At 68.9% G+C, this 19540-nt stretch carries 21 protein-coding genes; 9 read left to right on the top strand and 12 right to left on the bottom strand.

Annotated elements, in window-relative coordinates; all coding sequences use genetic code 11:
- Positions 1-10 precede the first annotated feature (10 nt).
- Positions 11-2884: a PQQ-dependent sugar dehydrogenase gene (locus ORI60_RS30050; RefSeq protein ID WP_266041364.1), complete on the bottom strand. Its 2874-nt coding sequence runs from the start codon at positions 2882-2884 to the stop codon at positions 11-13.
- A gap of 236 nt (positions 2885-3120) precedes the next feature.
- Positions 3121-3273 (bottom strand): hypothetical protein, encoded by a 153-nt coding sequence (locus tag ORI60_RS30055; RefSeq protein WP_266041365.1) that lies wholly within the window; start codon positions 3271-3273, stop codon positions 3121-3123.
- A gap of 154 nt (positions 3274-3427) precedes the next feature.
- Between ORI60_RS30055 and ORI60_RS30060 the strand changes: the two genes are divergently transcribed.
- Positions 3428-4021 (top strand): TetR/AcrR family transcriptional regulator, encoded by a 594-nt coding sequence (locus ORI60_RS30060; protein ID WP_266041366.1) that lies wholly within the window; start codon positions 3428-3430, stop codon positions 4019-4021.
- Between the two features lie 31 nt (positions 4022-4052).
- Positions 4053-5333 (top strand): cytochrome P450, encoded by a 1281-nt coding sequence (locus ORI60_RS30065; protein ID WP_266041367.1) that lies wholly within the window; start codon positions 4053-4055, stop codon positions 5331-5333.
- Positions 5334-5496: 163 nt separating this feature from the next.
- On the opposite strand, the gene ORI60_RS30070 is transcribed toward ORI60_RS30065, so the two are convergent.
- Positions 5497-6966: a peptide MFS transporter gene (locus tag ORI60_RS30070; RefSeq protein WP_266041368.1), complete on the bottom strand. Its 1470-nt coding sequence runs from the start codon at positions 6964-6966 to the stop codon at positions 5497-5499.
- Positions 6967-7115: 149 nt separating this feature from the next.
- Between ORI60_RS30070 and ORI60_RS30075 the strand changes: the two genes are divergently transcribed.
- Complete coding sequence (locus ORI60_RS30075) at positions 7116-7679, top strand: TIGR03086 family metal-binding protein (RefSeq protein WP_266041369.1); 564 nt, start codon at positions 7116-7118, stop codon at positions 7677-7679.
- A gap of 183 nt (positions 7680-7862) precedes the next feature.
- Here ORI60_RS30075 and ORI60_RS30080 read toward each other — a convergent pair whose 3' ends face one another.
- Positions 7863-8330, bottom strand: coding sequence for a GNAT family N-acetyltransferase (locus ORI60_RS30080; RefSeq protein ID WP_266041370.1), 468 nt, complete (start codon positions 8328-8330; stop codon positions 7863-7865).
- Positions 8327-8827, bottom strand: coding sequence for a DUF4262 domain-containing protein (locus ORI60_RS30085; protein WP_266041371.1), 501 nt, complete (start codon positions 8825-8827; stop codon positions 8327-8329). Before ORI60_RS30085 ends, ORI60_RS30080 begins: the two co-directional genes overlap by 4 nt.
- A 127-nt stretch (positions 8828-8954) precedes the next feature.
- Between ORI60_RS30085 and ORI60_RS30090 the strand changes: the two genes are divergently transcribed.
- Positions 8955-9791 (top strand): helix-turn-helix domain-containing protein, encoded by an 837-nt coding sequence (locus tag ORI60_RS30090; protein ID WP_266041372.1) that lies wholly within the window; start codon positions 8955-8957, stop codon positions 9789-9791.
- Entirely contained in the window at positions 9788-9946 is a 159-nt protein-coding gene (locus ORI60_RS30095; RefSeq protein ID WP_266041373.1) for a DUF397 domain-containing protein, read from the top strand. Before ORI60_RS30090 ends, ORI60_RS30095 begins: the two co-directional genes overlap by 4 nt.
- A 55-nt stretch (positions 9947-10001) precedes the next feature.
- On the opposite strand, the gene ORI60_RS30100 is transcribed toward ORI60_RS30095, so the two are convergent.
- The 4 genes from ORI60_RS30100 to ORI60_RS30115 form a co-directional block, all read right to left on the bottom strand.
- Positions 10002-10751, bottom strand: a complete 750-nt coding sequence (locus ORI60_RS30100; RefSeq protein WP_266041374.1) for a YebC/PmpR family DNA-binding transcriptional regulator — start codon at positions 10749-10751, stop codon at positions 10002-10004.
- Complete coding sequence (gene pdxT / locus ORI60_RS30105; protein WP_266041375.1) at positions 10748-11371, bottom strand: pyridoxal 5'-phosphate synthase glutaminase subunit PdxT; 624 nt, start codon at positions 11369-11371, stop codon at positions 10748-10750. Before pdxT ends, ORI60_RS30100 begins: the two co-directional genes overlap by 4 nt.
- Positions 11372-11430: 59 nt before the next feature.
- A complete protein-coding gene (locus ORI60_RS30110; RefSeq protein ID WP_416234518.1) occupies positions 11431-12774 on the bottom strand; it encodes an amino acid permease in 1344 nt (447 codons plus the stop codon).
- 137 nt (positions 12775-12911) lie between these two features.
- Positions 12912-14099 carry a trans-sulfuration enzyme family protein gene (locus tag ORI60_RS30115; protein ID WP_266041377.1) on the bottom strand — a complete coding sequence of 396 codons (1188 nt, stop codon included), beginning with the start codon at positions 14097-14099 and terminating at the stop codon, positions 12912-12914.
- A gap of 74 nt (positions 14100-14173) precedes the next feature.
- On the opposite strand from ORI60_RS30115, the gene ORI60_RS30120 reads away from it, so the two are divergent.
- Positions 14174-14614 carry an Lrp/AsnC family transcriptional regulator gene (locus ORI60_RS30120; protein ID WP_086667810.1) on the top strand — a complete coding sequence of 147 codons (441 nt, stop codon included), beginning with the start codon at positions 14174-14176 and terminating at the stop codon, positions 14612-14614.
- Here ORI60_RS30120 and ORI60_RS30125 read toward each other — a convergent pair.
- Both ORI60_RS30125 and ORI60_RS30130 read right to left on the bottom strand, forming a co-directional pair.
- The gene (locus ORI60_RS30125; RefSeq protein ID WP_266041378.1) at positions 14611-14919 is read right to left on the bottom strand and encodes an AzlD domain-containing protein; all 309 of its coding nucleotides are present in this window, start codon (positions 14917-14919) and stop codon (positions 14611-14613) included. The two genes, ORI60_RS30120 and ORI60_RS30125, sit on opposite strands and share 4 nt — an antisense overlap.
- On the bottom strand, positions 14898-15569 hold the full coding sequence (locus ORI60_RS30130) for an AzlC family ABC transporter permease (protein ID WP_266041379.1): 672 nt from the start codon (positions 15567-15569) through the stop codon (positions 14898-14900). Before ORI60_RS30130 ends, ORI60_RS30125 begins: the two co-directional genes overlap by 22 nt.
- Before the next feature lie 88 nt (positions 15570-15657).
- Between ORI60_RS30130 and ORI60_RS30135 the strand changes: the two genes are divergently transcribed.
- A complete protein-coding gene (locus ORI60_RS30135; protein ID WP_030478059.1) occupies positions 15658-16212 on the top strand; it encodes a helix-turn-helix domain-containing protein in 555 nt (184 codons plus the stop codon).
- Here ORI60_RS30135 and ORI60_RS30140 read toward each other — a convergent pair.
- Positions 16209-16946 carry a hypothetical protein gene (locus ORI60_RS30140; RefSeq protein WP_266041380.1) on the bottom strand — a complete coding sequence of 246 codons (738 nt, stop codon included), beginning with the start codon at positions 16944-16946 and terminating at the stop codon, positions 16209-16211. The two genes, ORI60_RS30135 and ORI60_RS30140, sit on opposite strands and share 4 nt — an antisense overlap.
- 161 nt (positions 16947-17107) lie before the next feature.
- On the opposite strand from ORI60_RS30140, the gene helR reads away from it, so the two are divergent.
- On the top strand, positions 17108-19279 hold the full coding sequence (gene helR, locus ORI60_RS30145) for an RNA polymerase recycling motor ATPase HelR (protein ID WP_266041381.1): 2172 nt from the start codon (positions 17108-17110) through the stop codon (positions 19277-19279).
- On the top strand, positions 19276-19461 hold the full coding sequence (locus tag ORI60_RS30150) for a hypothetical protein (RefSeq protein ID WP_266041382.1): 186 nt from the start codon (positions 19276-19278) through the stop codon (positions 19459-19461). Before helR ends, ORI60_RS30150 begins: the two co-directional genes overlap by 4 nt.
- Positions 19462-19540: the final 79 nt, after the last annotated feature.

The following is a 19540-nucleotide window of genomic DNA, read 5'->3' on the forward strand; positions in this document are numbered from 1 at the left end:
CTGGCTGGATCTACGTCCTGGCATTCGAACGGCCGCGCAACACCGTGTTGGCGGTTGACGCGTTCTTGATGGCCGTCTCGATCTGCGCCATGGACGAACCGGAGGTGATCCCGGGCACGGTCGCGGTGTTCATCGCGTACAACGTGAACGTGTACGGGTTGGTCGAGCCGCCGGGGCAGGGCCCGAAGTACTTCAGGGCGTTGGCACCGGACCCCATCGCCTTCTGCTTCGCCGAGCCCTGGCCCGGCACGGCAAACCCGGACCCCAGGTTCTCCGGCAGCGAGCGGGTACCACCCGGGATGTCCCAGATCGCCCAGTGGAGCTTGTTGCCGTTGTTCACGCGGTCCGCGAACACGATGGCGTAGGCCTGCGCCCCGGCGGACTCGCCCCACGCGAACGCCGGCGACGGGTCCTGGCCGGCGACACCGTCACCGGCGCACGTGTGCCTGGCGGGGATCATCGCGTCGTCGGCGAACGCCGGGGACGTCAGCTTGAAGGCACCGCCGCCACCTTCGTAGACGACGTCGACGTGCAGGATCCGGTCGTTGCCGGCCGACCCGTCCTTGTCGGCCGTCGTCGTCAGCCAGATGTCGCCCTCCCGGTCCACCTCGACCGTGCGCAGGCGGCCGTAGCTGCCCTGGAAGTAGGTCTGCTGGTCGACGAGGTTGCCGGCCGCGTCGATGCGCATCCGGTAGATGCGCTGGCCGACGGTGGTGGCGACGAAGACGTGGTCGTTGATGATCGTCAGGCCCGAGGGCGAGGCCTGCGAGGTCGGCCAGGTCTTCTTCGGCGGGACGGTGCCGGCGCAGCTGCCGATCGTGCCTTCGCAGGGCTCCCAGCCGTAGTTGCCGCCCTTGGTGATCAGGTTGACCTCGTCCTGCTGCGAGTTGCCGAACTCCGAGGCCCAGAGGCGGCCCTGCGAGTCGAAGTCGAGGCCCTGCACGTTGCGGTGGCCGTAGCTCCAGATCGCCTTGCCGGGGAACGGGTTGTCGGACGGGATGGAGCCGTCCGGGTTGATGCGCAGGATCTTGCCGGCGTTGGTGTTGAGGTTCTGCGCGTTGTTGCCGTTCTGCGCGTCGCCGGTCGAGATGAACAGGTAGCGGCCGTCCGGGCTGAACCGCAGGCGGCCGCCGTTGTGGTAGCGGTTCTTCGGCACCCCGTCGAGCAACGTGGTCCAGCCGGTCAGCTGTGCGCCGTCGAACTGCGCCCTGACCAGGCGGTTCCCGCCGCTGTAGGTGTGGTAGACGTACACGAACCGGTCGGAGGCGAAGTTCGGCGAGACCTCGACGCCGAGCGCGCCGCCCTCGCCGTTGGTGCCCATGGCGCCGGGCACCTTGCCGATGACGGTCTTGGCACCGGCCTCGGTCACCCGCAGCACGGTGAACGTCTCGCGCTCGGTCACCAGCGCCGAGCCGTCGGGCAGGAACGCGAGACCCCAGGCCACGTCGACCCCGCCGGCGATCTGCTTCACCGTGCCGGGGTTCGGCACACCGGTGCCGCCGCCCGCCACCGGCTTGACCGAAATTTCGTTCGAGAAGGCCGACAAGTTGCCCGCCGCGTCCCTGGCCCGCACCTTCACCGCGTACGTCTGGCCGGTAACCAGGCCCGCGACGGTCGCCGACGTGGCCGAACCGTCCGCGGTCTGCTTCAGGGCACCGTCGAAGTGGATCTCGTAGCCGGTCACGCCCACGTTGTCGCTCGAAGCGCCCCACGCGATCGCGACGCTGGTCGAGGTGGCGCCGGTGGAACGCAGGGTGCCCGGCGTGGTGGGCGCCTGGCTGTCCACGGGCGCCGGCTTGGTGCGGCCCGGCACGTTGTTCGAGGCCTGCGACACGTTGCCCGCGCGGTCCTTCGCGAACACGGTCCAGTCGTACTCGGTGTCGGCGCGCAGGCCGGTCGCGGTCGCCTCCAGGACGTTGCCGACGCTCGTGACGAGCTGGCCGTGCTGGTAGACGTCGTAGCCGGTGACGCCCACGTTGTCGGTGGCCGCCTCCCACCTCAGCGTCACGGAGTCGTGGGTCGACGACACGAACTGCAGGTTGCGCGGCGGCGTCGGCGCCTCGTCGTCGGGCGGGCCGACCAGCACCGCGGTCAGCTTGTCGGCGTTCGGGCCGCCGTTCGCGGTCGTCGCGGTCGCCTTGATCCTGTTCGCACCGGCGTGCAGCGCGACCTTCACGGTCCGCGTCTGCCACGTCGTCCAGGCGCCCGTGCCGGGGAACGAGACGGTCTGCGCACCGGCGCCGTCCACGGTCACCGAGACCGGGCGGTCGGTCGTCGTCCCGTTGGCGTAGCGGAACGTCAGGTCGTGCTCGCCGCCGGACTCGGCGTTGATCGTGTACTCGACCGACGAGCCGATGACGTTGTCGTAGTTGACGAACCCGCGGCCGGAGAAGCCCGCCCAGTTCGACTCGACGACGCCCTGGCTGATCGTCGCGTCCTCCGCCTCCTGCTCCAGCGCGGGAACGGACGCGACCTCCTCGACCTCCAGGTAGTCGAGGTTGGGGCCACCCGTGGCACCGGTGGACGTGACCTTGATCTTGTTCGAGCCCGCGTTCAGGTTCACCGTGTTCTCGGCCGACGCCCAGGTCGTCCACGCGCCGGTGCCGGCGAACGCGCGCTCGTCGACGGCCAGGCCGCCGTTGACGCTCACGTCGGCGGGCCGGTTGTCCGCGGTTCCGTTGGCGTAGCGGAAGACCAGCTTGGCCTGGCCCGCCTTCGACGCGGTGACGGTGAACTCGACCGAGCTCCCCGCGACGTTGTCGACGTTCACGAACCCGGCCCCGGAGAACCCGGCGTGGTTCGACTCCACCACGCCCTGCGAGATCGTCGCGTTCTCCGCTTCGTACCGCACCGGCGCCGCGAGGGCAGGCTCCGGTACCGACATCACTGCGACGGCTGTTGTGCAGGCAACACCCATCACGCCGAACGCGCGAAACGCCCGGCTTCTACTCGGTGCCACTGTTGTGCCTCCCACGAGAGGGGTAGGGGGATCACGGCGGAGCGGCGGCGGATGCAGTTTTAGACAGGAAACTTTCTTGACTGTCGCGCAGATCACACCACTGCGCGGCGGCTGAGTCAACCCCGTCCCGGACGTGCTGGAAAGCGCTTACCAGAATCCCGTCACCTGTCCCGGTTCTCGGCGAGGGCGGCGATGAGGTCCGAGACGGGCCGGCTGAGCAGCAGGTCGATCAGGTGGACGCCTGTGGACTCACGCCGCTGCCAGCCCAGGCGCTCGGCGAGCGTCGACAGCTTGACGATCTCCTGGGTGTCCATGGCGGCAGAGGATATGGGCACGACGCCGCCCGTTCGCGCAGGCCCGGCCGATGATCCACACGAAAGGGACCACCGGGGAAGATCACACAGATGGACCTGTTCAATCCGTACGTACGGATTGGATTTCCCACCGTCTCCCTGCGACCATCTACCGGTGCCCAGGGTGAGCCAGGACCACCTCGACGCCCGCCGCCGTCAGATCCTCGACGGTGCGCGTGCCTGTTTCGCGCGACACGGCTACGAGGGTGCCACGGTACGCCGCCTGGAAGAAGCGACGAGCCTCTCTCGCGGCGCGATCTTCCACCACTTCCGCGACAAGGAGTCGCTCTTCCTCGCACTGGCCGAGGACGACGCGCTCCGGATGGCGGACGTCGTCGCCGAGCAGGGTCTCGTCCAGGTCATGCGCGACCTCCTCGACGAGCCGGAGAAGCGGACCGAGGAGCACGCCGCCGACTGGCTCGGCACGCGCCTCGAGGTCTCCCGCCGGCTCCGCACCGACCCCGACTTCCGGGCGCGGTGGGCCGAACGCAGCGAGCAACTCACCGCCGCCACCCGTCAGCGCCTCATCCGCCAGCGCGAGGCCGGCAACCTGCGCGACGACGTCGACGTCACGGTGCTGACGAGCTTCCTGGAACTGGTGCTGGAAGGCCTCGTCTCCCACCTCGCGATGGGACTGCCGGCCGACGACATGGAGCCCGTGCTCGATCTCGTGGAAGAAACCGTGCGGCGACACCGCCGCAACCCTTGAACGTTCTTCGCGCAAACCGCACTGTGGACACATGTCCACGCTGAAGACCGCCGCCCAGTTCTTCGCGCTGCGCACGCTCGTCCGCGGCTACGCCCTGATCGGTGACCCGTACGCGGGTGTCATGGCATCGCCGCCGGACCGCGACCCGTACGCGATGTACGAGAAGGTGCGCGCCAAGGGCGACATGGTGCGCAGCCGCATGGGTGCCTACGTCACGCCGAGCCGCGAGATCTGCGACTCGGTGCTGCGCGACAACAGGTTCGTCACCGCGACCTTCGACGAGGCGTCGATGGTGCCGATCACGTTGGTCAAGGACGGCGAGAAGATCGTCAACCCGGTGCAGGACTCGTTCCTGATGAAGAACCCGCCCGACCACACGAGGCTGCGCAAGCTCGTGCAGCCGTTCTTCACGCCACGGGCGCTGAAGGACCGCACGGCGTCCATCCAGAAGATCGTGACCGACCACCTCGACCGGCTGGGCGACCGGTTCGACGTGGTCACCGAGTTCGCCTCGCAGGTGCCGATCCAGGTCATCGCCGACCTGCTGGGCGTGCCCGACGACCACAAGGACGTCTTCGCCCGCTGGGGCAGCGCCCTCGCGGAGACGCTCGACGGGGTGTGGTCGCACCAGCAGCTCAAGAACCTGCACGCCACGATCGTCGAGTACAACGACTTCATCGACGTCCTGATCGAGGAACGGCGCCGCGACCCCCAGGACGACATCGTCAGCCACCTGGTGACGCGGCACGAGGACCTCAGCCGCGAGGATCTCGTTGCCACCACGGGGTTGTTGCTCTTCGCGGGCTTCGAGACGACGGTCAACCTGATCAGCAACGGCGTGCTGAAGGCGTTCGAGAACCCGCACACCGTGGCACCGCTGGCGCAGAGCCCCGAGTACGCCGAGGGGTTCGTCGAGGAGGTGCTGCGGCTCGACCCGCCCGTGCAGTACACGATCCGCTGGCCGGGGGAACGCCTCGAACTGGCCGGGGTGTCGCTGCCGAAGGGCATGCCGGTGATGCTGATGCTGGCGGCCGCGAACCGCGACCCTCGGGTGTTCTCCGACCCGCAGAGGTTCGACCCGACGCGGTCCAACGCGCGCGAGCACCTCGCGTTCAGCGCGGGCATCCACTACTGCATCGGCGCCGGCCTGAGCCGCATCGAAGGCTCGCTGGCGTTGCACGAGCTCTTCAAGCGCTTCCCGAACCTGGCGGCGGACGGCCCGGTGACGCGCAGGCGCTCGAAGCTCATCCGCGGCGCGTTGCGACTTCCGGTGCGGGCCAACGAGACCAGTCGATCACTGACGGTGAAGTAGTGCTGACCTGGGGCTAGTTTCGTTGCGGCGAGTGCTCGACTTCACCCGGCTGGAGCAATGTTCGTGCCCCAATGACACATCTGCGTAGTGCATTCTTAGAAGTGAGAGGGAGACCCGCCGCACCGCCGCCGCGACGGGCCTCCCTCTCGCCTTTGGTCAGGCCTTACTCGACGCCGGACATCAGTTTCTTGATCGCCGGTGCCGCCACGGCCAGGCCCGCGCCGAGGACGACCGCGGCGCCGCCCAGCGTGAGGAAGTACGCCGACGGGCTCGTCGTGTAGAACTTCACGAGCTGCGCCGCCACACCGCTGCCGGCCGAGCTGGCCAGGAACCACAGGCCCATCGTCTGCGAGGCGAACGCCTTGGGCGCCAGCTTCGTCGTGACCGACAGGCCGACCGGCGAGAGCATGAGCTCACCGGCGGTCATGATCAGGAACATCACCACGAGCCAGAGCGGCGTCACCTTGCCGTCCGCGGCCGAGTTGCTCGCGAAGTACATGAGCACGAACGACAGGCCGACGAGCACCAGCGCGCCCGCGAACTTGCGCGGCGTGGACGGCGCGCGGTTCGCGAGCTTCACCCACAGCAGCGCGAACACGGGCGCCAGCACGATGATCATGATCGGGTTGATCGACTGGAACCAGGCGACCGGGAACTCCCAGCCGAACACGTGGTTGTCGACGTTCGAGTCGGCGAACTCCGCGATGACCGACGCGCTCTGCTCGAAGATCAGCCAGAACATCGCCGCCGCGACGAACAGCGGGATGTAGGCGACGACCCGCGGGCGCTCGTGCGGCAGCGTCTTCTTGCTGCGCAGCATGACGGTGAAGTAGCCGATCGGCAGCACGACGGACATGATGCTGATCATCAGGATGACGCCCTCGACACCGCCGAGGAAGAACGCCAGCACGCCCAGCGCGACGATGGCCGCGGCGATGAGGCCGATCAGGCCGTAGATGCGGCCCTTCTCCTGCGCGGGCAACGGGTTCGGCGCCACGGCGGCCGAGCCGCGCAGGTTCTTGCGGCCGAACCGGTACTGGACCAGGCCGAGCGCCATGCCGACCGCGGCCACGCTGAAGCCCCAGTGGAAGCCGAGGCCGTCCGCGAGCGCGCCGGTGATCAGCGGCGAGATGAAGCCACCGATGTTGATGGCCATGTAGAAGATCGTGAAGCCCGCGTCGCGACGGGTGTCGTGCTGCTCGTAGAGGCCGCCGACGACGGTCGAGATGTTCGGCTTGAGCAGGCCTGTGCCGAGCACGATGAGGATCAGGCCGGCGTAGACGCCCGTGAGGCCGATCGGCAGGGCCAGCGAGATGTGGCCGAGCATGATCAGGATGCCGCCGTAGAACACCGAGCGCTGGCCGCCCCAGACGCGGTCGGCCAGCCAGCCGCCCGCGACACCGGACATGTAGACCGCGGTGCCGTAGATGGCCACGACCGACAGGGCGAGCGCCTTGTCGACGCCAAGACCTCCCTCGGACACGGCTGTCCACAGGTAGAGGCCGAGGATGGCCTTCATCCCGTAGAACGAGAACCGTTCCCAGAGTTCGGTGAAGAACAGCGTGGACAGGCCCCGGGGGTGCCCGAAGAATCCCTTGTCCTGCGCGGAGATGCTGGCGCTAGGAGCGCTCACGTCATCGTCCTCTCGTGTCAACTTCTGTCACGGCGGATCTGGTCGAGATTACGCCGAACGCGCGTACGGTTTGTAATCGGGGTTGCGTCCAAGTGGCCCAACTCTCACGCCGGGGTGCGCACTTGGCCGAGATTTGATGCACTGCTGGGATGGACTTGATCCAGGCGCACGGCGTGGCGATGACGGAGTTCGACCGGCGGGTCCGGCAGATCGCACCGGACCAGTGGTCGCTCGGCACCCCCTGCCGGGAGTGGTCGGTCAGAGATCTCGTCGGTCATCTCGTCCACGAGCAGCTCTGGGCGCCCGAACTGCTGGCCGGCTGCACGGCGGCGCAGGTCGGCGACAGGTTCGACCACGACAACCTGGGCGACGACCCGCTCGTGTCCTGGGTCGTGGCGGCCGCGGCGGCGCGCGAGGCGTGGCTCGGGCCGTTCGCGCTGGCCAAACCGGTGACCCTGTCGTCGGGGAAGCTGGACGCCGAGGAGTACTGCTGGCAGATGACCACGGATCTCGCGGTCCACGCGTGGGACCTGGCGCGCTCGATCGGTGCCGACGAACGCATCGATCCCGATCTCGCCTCGGCGGTGCTGGCCTACGTCGAGCGCAACATCGACGAGTGGGGCGAGTCGTCGATGTTCGACTCACCTGTTCCGGTGGCACCGGACGCGGACGACCAGACACGACTGATCGGGCTCCTCGGACGCAAGCCTTAGCTGTCCGAAGCGCCCCGCACCGCATCCCCCTGTACCTCCCGCGGTGCGGGGCGCTCCTCCCCCGACTGCGGTCGCCGGATCCCCCCGGACCGTCGACCGCACCGCATTTCTACAGGTGGATCGTTGTCCGGTGTCGGCGCGCGGAAAGCGGACAACGACCTCCGGACAACGGTTCGGTCTCCGTCAGACGACCTTCTGCTCCAGGGTGACGCACCTGATGCCGACGGCGTCGAGGTGCTCGCTGACCCGGACGAACCCGGCGCTCTCGTAGAACCTGATGTTCCCGTCGCTCTCGGCGCCGGTGAACAGCCAGACGACCCGCACGTCCGCGGGCGCCCGCCCGCTGATCGCCTCCAGGAGCCTGCGCCCGACTCCGCCGCCCTGCACGTCCGGCGCGACGGCCAGCCGGGCGACCTCCATGCGCTCGCCGTCGAGCCGGCTGCGCACCGACCCGACGAGCCGCGCCCCGTCGAACGCGCCGAACGCCGGCGTGCCGTCCCCGAGGTGGCGCCGGATCTCGCCGAGCGTCTCGACGAGCGGCGGCAGGTCCCACGCCCCGTACCGCCTGGCCTCCGCGAGGTACGCGGCGCGCTGGATCGTCATGACCTCACCGGCGTGCCCGCGCGTCAACGGTCCGATGTGGACGTTCACGGCCCGGTGACCCCCGGCGTCCAGCTCTCCGGCAGGCCGCTCTCGGTGAGGATGATCTGGTGGTCGTGGAACCCCTCCGGCGCGTCCGGCTGCCACGGCCACTGCCCCTGCGGCGTCGGCACGATGATCTGCAGCGCCGCGAAGTCCGACCCGTCGTAGAGCAGGTACGCGCTCCCGAAGAACTCGGGGTAGAAGCCCTTGTAGACCCGCTCGAACGCGACGGGCACCCCTTCGAAGAAGTCGTCGTAGAGCTTGCCGGGCAGGAACCGCTCGCCCTCGCTGGCCCGCTTGACGTACAGGTTGATCAGCATCTCGCCCATGCCCTGCGGCAGCCCGATCACCACCGCCTCGGCCACGCCGAACCGCCGCCAGGCCCCCACCGAGAACACGTAGCCCGGCCCCTCGGCGTCCGGGTTCACGACGATGTTGATGTGGCCGAACCGGTCAGCCGCGGAGAGCAGGCGGGCGCGCAGCTCGATGTCTTCGTCGGAAAGCACGGCACCCAGCCTACGGCACCTCTCCGGCGCCTTATGCCTGCTTGGAGCTGTTCCAACGCTCCCACCTTCAGGCAGATTTGGCGCGAAACGATAGAGCTTTCGCGGTCTTCGCCCCTACCGTCCGTCCATGCCCAAGAGATCGTCCAGCGTGGTGGGCCGCGAGTTCGGCAACGGCGTCCGGGCCTCCGTCGAGAGCACCGGCCTGACCCAGCGCCAGCTCGCCGAGGCGCTCGGCTGGCAAGAGGCGAAGTTGTCCGACATGCTCGCCGGCAAGGGCGGAGTGAACGAGCCCGAGGTGCGCGAGCTGCTCGCCTACTGCCGCACACCGCTAGAGGAACGCGAACGGCTCATCGAGCTGTTCCGCGAACAGGGAAGCGTCTACCTGCGGGTGCCCGACGAGGGTGTGCCGGACCAGGTCCGCACGCTGATCAACCAGGAGAAGGAAGCCACCGAGATCATCGCTTGGTCGATGATCCTCGTCCCCGGCCTGCTCCAGATCTTCGAGTACATCGCCGCCGTGACCGCGAAGGCGCGGACGGTCTCGCCGGAGAACCTCGCCGCGACCGTCGCCGCGAGGGCCGCCCGGACGGAGATCCTCGACTACGACAGGACTTTCACCTTCTACGTGCACGAACAGGCGCTGTGGCTGCCTGTCGGCGGCGAAGAGGTGTGGCGCGAACAGCTCGCCCACTTGCTGCGGTTGTCGGTGCGGAACTACATCAGCATCCGGATCGTCCCCAGATCAGTCGGCATGCACGCCGGTGTTTCAGGCGACTTCCGGCTCATGAAGTTCCCGAAGTACCCACCGGTCGTCTACGTCGAGAGCGTCAAGTGCTGCCTGTTCTTCGATGACAAGGACACCGTCGAGGTCTACGAGAACATCCTGAAGGACCTCGCTGCCGTCGCCCTGGATGAGGAAGAATCGAGGGCGGTGATCAACAGCATCTTGGAGGGCCTCCAATGACCGACTGGCGCAAGAGCAGCTACAGCGGCGACGGCGACAACTGCGTCGAGGTGGGCCACGGCGTGGGCATCCGCGACAGCAAGGCGCCGGCCACGCACATCACCCTCTCCTCCGAAGCCTGGGCGGCGTTCTTGGAGGTCGTTCGGTCGCGATGACGCGAAAACGCCGGCCACGCTGCTGCGTGACCGGCGTTCGTGCTGTCGCTGACGGTCAGCCGACCTCGGCCATGACCTCGTCCGACACGTCGAAGTTCGCGAAGACGTTCTGCACGTCGTCGCAGTCCTCCAGCGCGTCGATCAGCTTGAAGATCTTCTTGGCGCCCTCGGCGTCCAGCTGCACCGACACCGACGGCATGAAGCTCGACTCGGCCGACTCGTAGTCGATGCCCGCGTCCTGCAGCGCCTTGCGCACCGGGATCAGGTCGCCCGCCTCGGACACGACCTCGAAGGCCTCGCCCAGGTCGTTGACCTCCTCGGCACCGGCTTCCAGCACGGCCAGCATGACGTCGTCCTCGTTCGTGCCCGCCTTCGGCACGATCACGACACCCTTGCGGCTGAACATGTACGACACCGAGCCCGGGTCGGCCATCGAACCGCCGTTGCGGGTCATGGCCGTGCGGACCTCGGTGGCGGCGCGGTTGCGGTTGTCCGTGAGGCACTCGATGAGCACCGCGACGCCGTTGGGGCCGTAGCCCTCGTACATGATCGTCTGCCAGTCGGCGCCGCCGGCTTCCTCGCCGCCGCCGCGCTTGCGGGCGCGCTCGATGTTGTCCAGCGGCACCGAGTTCTTGCGGGCCTTCTGGATCGCGTCGTACAGCGTCGGGTTGCCGTCGGGGTCGCCACCGCCCGTGCGGGCCGCGACCTCGATGTTCTTGATCAGCCGCGCGAAGAGCTTGCCGCGCTTGGCGTCAATAGCGGCCTTCTTGTGCTTGGTGGTCGCCCACTTGGAGTGGCCGCTCATTTCTCCTCCGTCGAACCGCGAACCATGTCAACGAACAGTCGGTGAACACGCTCGTCACCCGTGAGCTCCGGGTGGAACGCCGTCGCCAGCACGTTGCCCTGCCTGACCGCGACGATCCTACCGGCGGCGTCTCCCGCCTCAGCCGTAACAGGCACCGTAGCGAGAACCTCGACCTCCCCGCTCACCGCCTCCACCCAAGGTGCCCGGATGAACACGGCGTGAACCGTCTCCCCGGCCAGGTCGAGGTCGGTCTCGAACGAGTCGATCTGCCTGCCGAAGGCGTTGCGCCGGACCGTGACGGCCAGGCCGCCGAGCTGCTCCTGGTCCTCCCGGCCGTCCAGGACCTTCTCGGCCAGCAGGATCATCCCCGCGCACGACCCGTAGGCGGGGAACCCGGCCTTGATCTTGTCGCGCAGCGGCTCCAGCAGCTCGAAGTTCACCAGGAGCTTGCTCATGGTCGTCGACTCGCCGCCGGGGATGACGATGCCGTCGAGCTCGTCCAGCTCCTCGGCGCGGCGGACGGGCCGTGCGGTGACATCGCACTTCGCGAGCGACACGAGGTGTTCCTGGACGTCGCCCTGGAGGGCTAGCACGCCGATGACGGGTGGGGCAGCAACCATGCTCACCAGCATATTCGAGGTCCACGACCTCGCCGCGCAGCCCTCCGGGGCGACGCCGGTCAGTCGACGGAGATCAGCCGTTCCGGTGCCGACCCGGCCGGCTGACGCGACTTCACGAAGCGCCACCCGAGGAACAGGACCAACGCGACCACCGGGATCGACCAGAACGCGATCTTCTCGGCGGTGCCGGCGAAGGCCATCTGCCCGATCACCAGCGCGAGGAACGCCAGCGTGCCGTACGAGGTGTAGGGCGCGCCGGGCATCCGGTAGGACGGCCGGGTGATCTCGCCCGCCAGCGCCTTCTTGCGCAGGCGCAGCTGACAGATGATCAACGTGGCCCAGGTCGACACGACACCCAGCGACGCGACGGCGATCGCGATGTCGAAGGCCTCCTTCGGCACGGTGTAGTTGAGCACCACGCCGAACAGGTAGGCGACACCGGTGAACAGGATGCCGCCGTAGGGCACGTGCCGGGAGTTCATCTTGGCGGTGAGGGCCGGGGCCTCGCCCTTCTGCGCGAGCGAGCGCAGGATGCGGCCGGTGGAGTACAGGCCCGAGTTGCACGAGGACAACGCGGCCGTCAACACCACGGCGTTCATGATGTCGCCGACCACCGGGACGCCCAGCGCCGAGAACACGGTCACGAACGGCGACTCGGTGCCGGTGAAGTGGTCCCACGGCAACAGCATCGTGAGCAGCAGCACCGAACCGACGTAGAAGATCGCGATGCGGTAGACCACGCCGTTGATGGCGCGCGGCATGATCTTCTCGGGGTCCTTGGTCTCGCCCGCGGCGATGCCGACGAGCTCGATCGCCGAGTAGGCGAACACCACGGCCTGCAGCGTCATCAGCGCGATGCCGAAGCCCGCCGGGAACAGGCCGCCGTGGCCCAGGGTGTTCGAGACCGACGCCGTGGTGCCGCCGACGTCCGCGTTGCCGATGACGAGGCCGGTGCCCACGACCAGGAAGACGACGATCGCGGTCACCTTGATGACCGAGAACCAGAACTCCAGCTCGCCGAAGAGCTTGACGGACAGCATGTTGATCGCGACGAGCACGAACAGCGCCACCAGCGCGGTGATCCACTGCGGCAGGTCCGGGAACCACTTGTGCATGTAGATCGCGACGGCGGTGATCTCGGCGATGCCCGTCATGGCCCAGTTCAGCCAGTACAGCCAGCCCGAGGTGAAGCCGGCCCACGGGCCGATGAACTCGCGGGCGTACTCGACGAAGCTGCCGGAAACGGGCCGGTGGAGCACGAGCTCGCCCAGCGCGCGCATGACGAAGAACGCCGCGAGGCCGCACACCGCGTAAGACAGGATCAGCGACGGCCCCGCCGTGGCGAGGCGTCCGCCCGCACCCAGGAAAAGGCCGACGCCGATCGCGCCACCGATTGCGATCATCTGCACCTGGCGCTTGCTCAACGCCTTGGTGTAGCCGTCCGCATCAGTTTCCACAGAACTCACGAGGGGTTCCTTCCGAAACGGAAAAATGCTCGCGTCGGAACCTCCCGCGCCCCGACGCGCTGATTCGCCGAACCCTAGCGAGTGGCGGTCATCACCAAGAAATCAGTTGGGGAAGACTTAACGTAAGCGACGTCACAGAGTGCCGCGTTCAGATCCGACCAAATGTCCTCGACGTGCTCGAGTCCCACGGAAATGCGCAGCAAATTGTCCGGAACGCCAGATGCACGCAGTTCTTCTCCGGGCACCAGGCGGTGGGTCAAAGCCGAGGGGTGCTCGATCAGGGTGTCCACCGAGCCCAACGAGACGGCCGGCGTGATGAGCTTCAGCCTGCGGACGACCTCGACTGGATCGCCGTGCACGCCGAACGCGATCATCGCGCCCGTTCCGCGCATCTGCCGTGACGCGGACGGATAGCGCACGAACTCCACGGCGTCATGCGAGGCCAGCCGCGAAGCCAGCACCGCCGCCGACCGGGACGCCGCCTCGACGCGCAACGGCAGGGTGGCGAGGCCGCGGTGCAGCAGGTATCCACCCAGGGGGTGCAGGACGGCACCCGTGATGATCCTGACCTGCCGCAACGCCGCCGCGAGGGACTCCGAGCAGGCCACGACGCCGCCGAGCACGTCGCCGTGCCCGCCGAGGTACTTGGTGCCGGAGTGCAGCACGTAGGAGGCGCCGTGCAGTGCCGGGTTCTGCAGGATCGGCGTCGCGAAGGTGTTGTCGACCATCACCGGCACGGAGCCGGCCTGGCGCACGACGTGCTCGATGTCGACGAGGTCCAGGTTGGGGTTGGCCGGGGTCTCGACGACCACGAGCCCGGTGTCCGGCCGGATCGCGGAGGACACCAGGCCCGCTTCGACGTAGGTCGTCGTGACGCCCAGGAGACCGGACGACAGCAGGTGGTCGGTGCCGCCGTACAACGGCCGCACGGCTACGACGTGCGGTTTTCCCGCCATCACGCAGGCGGCCTGGACCACGGCGGTCACCGCGGCCATGCCGCTGCCGAACGCCACGGACGTCTCGGTGTGCTCGAGAGCCGCGAGCGCCTGCTCGAACCGGGCCACGGTCGGGTTGTGCAGCCGCGCGTAGACGGGCGAGGCCGCCCGCGCGGCACCGGTGGCCCACTCACCCAGCGCTTCCCCGCCGAGCGCCTGGTCGGGCACGGGGTAGGTGGTGGACAGGTCGATGGGAGGAGCGTGCACGCCGAGCTCCGCGAGGTCGTCGCGGCCGCCGTGCACTGCGATGGTCTCGATGCGCGTCATGGCCCGAATGGTGGAGACTTCCTCGGCAGAGCGGGCACAACACCGCAGGCGATTCGGTGGAACGGAGAAGAGCCGTGCTGGATTCGATCGACGAGGCCATCGTGCGGGAGCTGCGGAAGGACGCGCGGCTGCAGAACAAGGACCTGGCCGAACGCGTCAACGTGGCGCAGTCGACGGCGGTGGTCCGGCACCGGGCGCTGCGGGAGCGCGGCGTGATCACCGGCTACCACGCCGAGATCGACCCGAACGCGATCGGGCAGCACGTGCAGGCGATGCTCGCGGTGAAGATCCGCCCGCACACCAAGGAGATCGTCGACCCGTTCATGGCTTACGTGCTGTCGCTCCCCGAAACGCTCGCGCTATCGCACGTGACGGGTCCGGAGGATTTCCTGGTGCACGTCGCGGTCTCCGATGTCGGTCATCTCCAGCGACTCGTGCTTGACAAGTTCACGAGCCGGCGGGAGGTGACGGAGGTGCACACGAACCTGCTTTTCTCCCACGTGAGAAAGCACTAGGCCACGCCGGCGAACCGCAATCCCGCGGTGGTCACCGCAGCCAATACGATCACTGCGACAAAAGGCAGTTTCCGCCATGCCGCGAGACCACCGACCGCGACTCCGGCGGCGAGCGCCCAGCCGCCGAACTGCTTGCCGTTCGTCAATGCCGAGACGGCCACGAGCGCGAGCAACAACACCGTCGCGGACGCCGACATGAGTTCGCGCACCCGTTCCGGAAGCGTCACGCGGTCGCGCAGCAACGGTCCGGCGAACCGGATCGCGAAGGTGCCGGCGGCCAGGATCAGGACTGCTGTGACGGGCACGGCTCTTCCTTCTTCTTGGTGGTGCGGAATGCGAACAATCCGGCCAATGCGAGCAGCACGGGCACACCGGCGGGCAGGAACGGCGTCGTCGCGAGCGCGATCGCCGCACCCACGAGCGCCGCGTTGCGCGTCGCCGCGTCCTTGAGCGCCGGCAGCGTGAGCGCCAGCAGGGCCGCCGGGAACGCCGCGTCCAGCCCGAACGTCATCGGGTCGCCGATCGCCTGCCCCACGAGCGCACCGACGAGCACGCCCGTGTTCCAGCTGAAGAACAGCGCCACGCCACACGCCCAGTAAGCCGCACGCGCTCTCGCGGGGTCCTTCTGCGCCATCGCGAAGGCCGTCGACTCGTCGATCAGCAGGTGGCTGCCGACGATCCGGGCGAGAGGGCTCTTGCCCAGCACATCCCCGATCGCGAGCCCGAACGGCAGGTGCCGCGCGTTGAGCACGAGCCCAGCCAAAACCGCGGCGGCGGGGCTGCCGCCAGCGGCGACGATGCCCACAGCCATGAACTGCGAGCCGCCCGCGAAGATGACCAGCGACATCAGCACCGGCATCCACCACGGCAGGCCGGAGCCGACCGAGATGGCGCCGAAGGAGGCGCCAGTCACCGCGGCACCGAGTGCGACCGCGGCCACGTCACGCAGGAGCACAGCATCAAGAGTTCGCCAGATCGAACGGACCACCCATTAAGATGAACACCTGGGATCGGTGTTCGTCAAGACGAACGGATGGACTTCTGTGTCGAACGCACCACTCGACCTCATCGCGGCCAACCTCCGGCGGGAGCGCGATCGCACCGGCATGTCGCTCTCCGAGGTCGCCAAGAAGGCGGGCGTGGCGAAGTCGACGCTCTCCCAGCTGGAGTCCGGCGCGGGAAACCCCAGCGTGGAGACCCTGTGGGCCCTGGGCGTGGCGCTCGGCGTCCCGTTCAGCCAGCTGGTCGAACCGGCCGTGCCGCGCGTGCAGGTGATCCGCGCGGGCGAGGGTCCGGTCATCCACTCCGAACGCGCGCACTACTCGGCGACGCTCCTGGCCGCCTGCCGTCCGGGCACCAAGCACGACATCTACTGGCTGGCCCTCGAACCGGGCGGCGCCCGCGAGTCGCTGCCCCACGTGCCGGGCAGCATCGAGCACATGATCGTGGCCACCGGCCGCTGCCTCGCGGGCCTGGCCGAGGACCCCGTCGAGCTGGGGCCGGGCGACTACATCGTCTACCCCGGCGACGTGCCGCACATCTGCAAGGCGCTGGAGCCGGGCACGACGGCGATGATGGTCATGGAGCACACCGTCTAGGCGAGGCGGCTGCGCAGCGTGCGCAGCCAGGGTTCGGCGAGCGCCTTGCGGGTCCTCTCGTCGCGCTCGGTCCCGGCGGCACCGCCGACCCACCTGTGCGGCGGGAACGACCTCGTCAGCTTCTGCTGCCAGTTGGCGAAGTGGGACCACGTCATCGCGTCTAGCGGGACGTTCACGACGGACGCGGCGGGCAGCCTGCGCCGCCAGTCGGCGTGGTCTTTCCACCGCTCGGTGTTCGGACTGGTCGCCATCCTGCGCGTCACTCCGACGAACCGGATCTTGAGCCGGGTCACGGGCCAGGGCTCGCGTTCCTCCGCGATCCAGTCGTCCAGCAGCGTGAAGAGGCTCCGGAACGTCCGGCCGGAGGACACCACGTCGACGAACGTCACCGGCCGGGTGCGGCGGGCCAGCGACGCGGGTGTGATGCCGAGGTCGGCGAGGATCTCCCGGGCCCGCAGGACCTGCGGGTGGGTGTGGTCCTCGGGGCGCCGGAACGACAGCGGCAGCCGGGCGAGCCGGTGGCCCGTGCCCTCCAGGGCGCCGCCGAGCAGGTCGAACATCGAGTCGAGCGAGCGACCGACGAAGACCAGGTCGCCGTCGCCGCCGCGGGCGAGCACCTTGCCCGCGCACCGGCACAGCTCGGCGAGGTAGCCCACCTCGGGCACCGCGACGTCGTCGAGCAGCGACCCGAGCCGGTCCGGCGTCACGAGGTCCCAGCGAAACGGCACGGTCATCCGGCCATCATGAAGAGCGGGTATTTTCCACACCACGGAGTTTCCTCGTGGGTGCGATTCTTCCCACTCAACCGTATAGCAGACAGGGGGCCTTGCCACAAGGCCCCGTGCATCGTTCACACTCATCGCCTCAGCCAGAACACAGGCGCACTGGGGAGCACGTGGGTTACGAAGAAGAACTGCAGTCCGAGCGTGAGTACGTGGCAGATCTCTACGCACGGCTCGATGGGGAACGCGCGCGCGTGAAGGCCGCGTACCAGTCAGCGCTGGGTGGCACCGGCGGGACCACGATGGAACGCGACAACGAAGTGCGCGCCCGGCACCGCGAGATGAAGCGCCTGAACGTGGCGGACTACGGCCTGTGCTTCGGCCGGCTGGACAGCGTCGACGGCGAACGCTCCTACATCGGCCGCATCGGCCTGTTCGACGAGGAGAACGAGTTCGAGCCGGCGCTGCTCGACTGGCGGGCACCGGCGGCGCGGCCGTTCTACACCGCCACCGGGGCGACGCCCGAGGGCATGCGCCGGCGCCGCCAGTTCCTCACCCGCCGCCGGTCGGTCACCGGCTTCACCGACGAGGTGTTCGGCAAGCTCGGCGAGGAGCAGGGCGACGTCGCCCTGCTGGAGGCGTTGAACGCGCCGCGCGGCGAGGGCATGCGCGACATCGTCGCGACCATCCAGTCCGAACAGGACGCGATCATCCGGCTCGACCACCCCGGCGTGCTGGTGATCGAGGGCGGTCCCGGCACCGGCAAGACGGTCGTGGCGCTGCATCGCGTCGCGTACCTGATGTACACGCAACGGGAGCGCATGGAGCGGTCCGGCGTGCTCGTCGTCGGCCCGAACCCGGCGTTCCTCAACCACATCGGCCGCGTGCTGCCGTCGCTGGGCGAGTCGGACGTCGTGTTCTCGACCGCGGGCAGCCTCCTGCCGGGTCTGCTCGCGACCGCCGAGGACGCGCCGGACGTCGCGCGGATCAAGGGATCGCGCGCGATGGTCGACGTGCTGAAGGCGGCCGTCGCGGCACGGCAGCGCGTTCCCGAGGAGCCGATCCCCATCGGCATGAAGGACGTCGTCGTCCAGATCGGCGCGGACGTCGCCGAGTGGGCCCGGCAGGAGGCGCGCGACAGCGGCCTGCCGCACAACGAGGCCCGCGCGGTGTTCCGCGAGATCATCACGTACGTCCTCACCGAGCGGGCGATCGGCCGGATCGGGAAGGGCTGGATGTCCCGGTCGGACAAGCAGGCCTGGGAGGACATGCGGTCCGGCCTGGTCAAGGACCTCGCCGACGACGACAGCTTCATCGCGGCGCTGGACTTCCTGTGGCCGATCATGACGCCGTTCGAGCTGCTGGACGGGCTGTACTCGTCGCCGGAGGCACTCGCGGCGGCGGGCGCCGACCCGTCGCTGCTGCGCGCCGAGGGCGAACCGTGGACGGTCTCGGACGTGCCGTTGCTCGACGAGCTGTACGACCTGCTGGGCAAGGACGGCACCGAGCAGGCCGTCGACCAGGCCGCGGCGGCGGAACGGCGGGCCGAGGCCCGGTACGCGGCCGAGGTGCTCGACAGCATGGTCGGGCGCTTCGACCACATGGACGACGAGGACCACCTCTTCGCCTCGGACATGCTGTTCGCCGAGGACCTGGCGGAGCGCTTCGAGGACCACGACCAGCGCACGCTCGCGGAGCGCGCCCTGGCCGACCGCGCCTGGACCTACCGGCACGTGGTGGTGGACGAGGCACAGGAACTGTCCGAAATGGACTGGCGCGTGCTCATGCGCCGCTGCCCCGGCCGTTCCTTCACGGTGGTGGGCGACCTGGCGCAGCGTCGCTCGTCGGCGGGTGCCACGTCGTGGGGCCAGATGCTCGACCCGTACGTGGCGGGGCGCTGGGAGTACCGGTCGCTGACGGTCAACTACCGCACGCCGGCGGAGATCATGGCCGTCGCCGCCCAGGTGCTCGCCGAGTTCGCGCCGGACGTGAAGGCGCCCGACTCGGTGCGCGCCAACGGTGTTCAGCCGTGGTCGCGGCAGGTGACCGCCGAGGAGCTGCCGGTCGCCATCGAGGAGTTCGTCAAGCAGGAGGCGGAGTTCGAGGGGACGAGCGTGGTGATCGGGCCGCCCGGCGTGCCCGGCACGGTGCCCGCCTCGGAGACCAAGGGCCTGGAGTACGACTCGGTGCTCGTCGTCGCGCCGGAACGGATCCTGGCCGGTGGGCCGCGCGGCGCCGCGGAGCTCTACGTGGCGCTGACCCGTGCCACGCAACGTCTCGGCGTGCTGCACCACGACCCGTTGCCGGCCGCGTTGTCCGGACTGACGGAGACCGTGCGCACGTGACCCGGAAGGCGGTTCGGACAGACCCGGACCGCCCTGGAACGGGCGGACGTCTGAGGGGACTGCTCGCGTCGGCCTGGTCGTCGCGGGCGTCCTCTGTGTCCTGCGACGCCAGGCCGCACGACTACTCCGTGAGCAAGGCGCTCGGCCTTCTGGACGACGACTGCTCCGGCCTGCCGTCCTAGGACCGCAGAAGGGCGCGGCCCCCCCGGGGCCGCGCCCGTCTCCGTTCGTGGCCGGGCCCTCCCAGCCGCGCTCGGCGAG

Origin of the sequence: Lentzea sp. NEAU-D7 (assembly GCF_026242055.1) — a bacterium.
Lineage (GTDB): Bacteria > Actinomycetota > Actinomycetes > Mycobacteriales > Pseudonocardiaceae > Lentzea.

Excerpts from the sequence above, each read along its gene's own strand:
- ORI60_RS30110 (WP_416234518.1), bottom strand. The coding sequence starts at position 12,774 with ATGATCGCAATCGGTGGCGCGATCGGCGTCGGCCTTTTCCTGGGTGCG.
- ORI60_RS30100 (WP_266041374.1), bottom strand. The coding sequence starts at position 10,751 with ATGAGCGGCCACTCCAAGTGGGCGACCACCAAGCACAAGAAGGCCGCT.
- ORI60_RS30090 (WP_266041372.1), top strand. The coding sequence starts at position 8,955 with ATGCCCAAGAGATCGTCCAGCGTGGTGGGCCGCGAGTTCGGCAACGGC.
- ORI60_RS30140 (WP_266041380.1), bottom strand. The coding sequence starts at position 16,946 with ATGACCGTGCCGTTTCGCTGGGACCTCGTGACGCCGGACCGGCTCGGG.
- pdxT (WP_266041375.1), bottom strand. The coding sequence starts at position 11,371 with ATGGTTGCTGCCCCACCCGTCATCGGCGTGCTAGCCCTCCAGGGCGAC.
- ORI60_RS30055 (WP_266041365.1), bottom strand. The coding sequence starts at position 3,273 with ATGGACACCCAGGAGATCGTCAAGCTGTCGACGCTCGCCGAGCGCCTG.
- ORI60_RS30050 (WP_266041364.1), bottom strand. The coding sequence starts at position 2,884 with ATGTCGGTACCGGAGCCTGCCCTCGCGGCGCCGGTGCGGTACGAAGCG.
- ORI60_RS30115 (WP_266041377.1), bottom strand. The coding sequence starts at position 14,099 with ATGACGCGCATCGAGACCATCGCAGTGCACGGCGGCCGCGACGACCTC.
- ORI60_RS30075 (WP_266041369.1), top strand. The coding sequence starts at position 7,116 with ATGGACTTGATCCAGGCGCACGGCGTGGCGATGACGGAGTTCGACCGG.
- ORI60_RS30095 (WP_266041373.1), top strand. The coding sequence starts at position 9,788 with ATGACCGACTGGCGCAAGAGCAGCTACAGCGGCGACGGCGACAACTGC.
- ORI60_RS30065 (WP_266041367.1), top strand. The coding sequence starts at position 4,053 with ATGTCCACGCTGAAGACCGCCGCCCAGTTCTTCGCGCTGCGCACGCTC.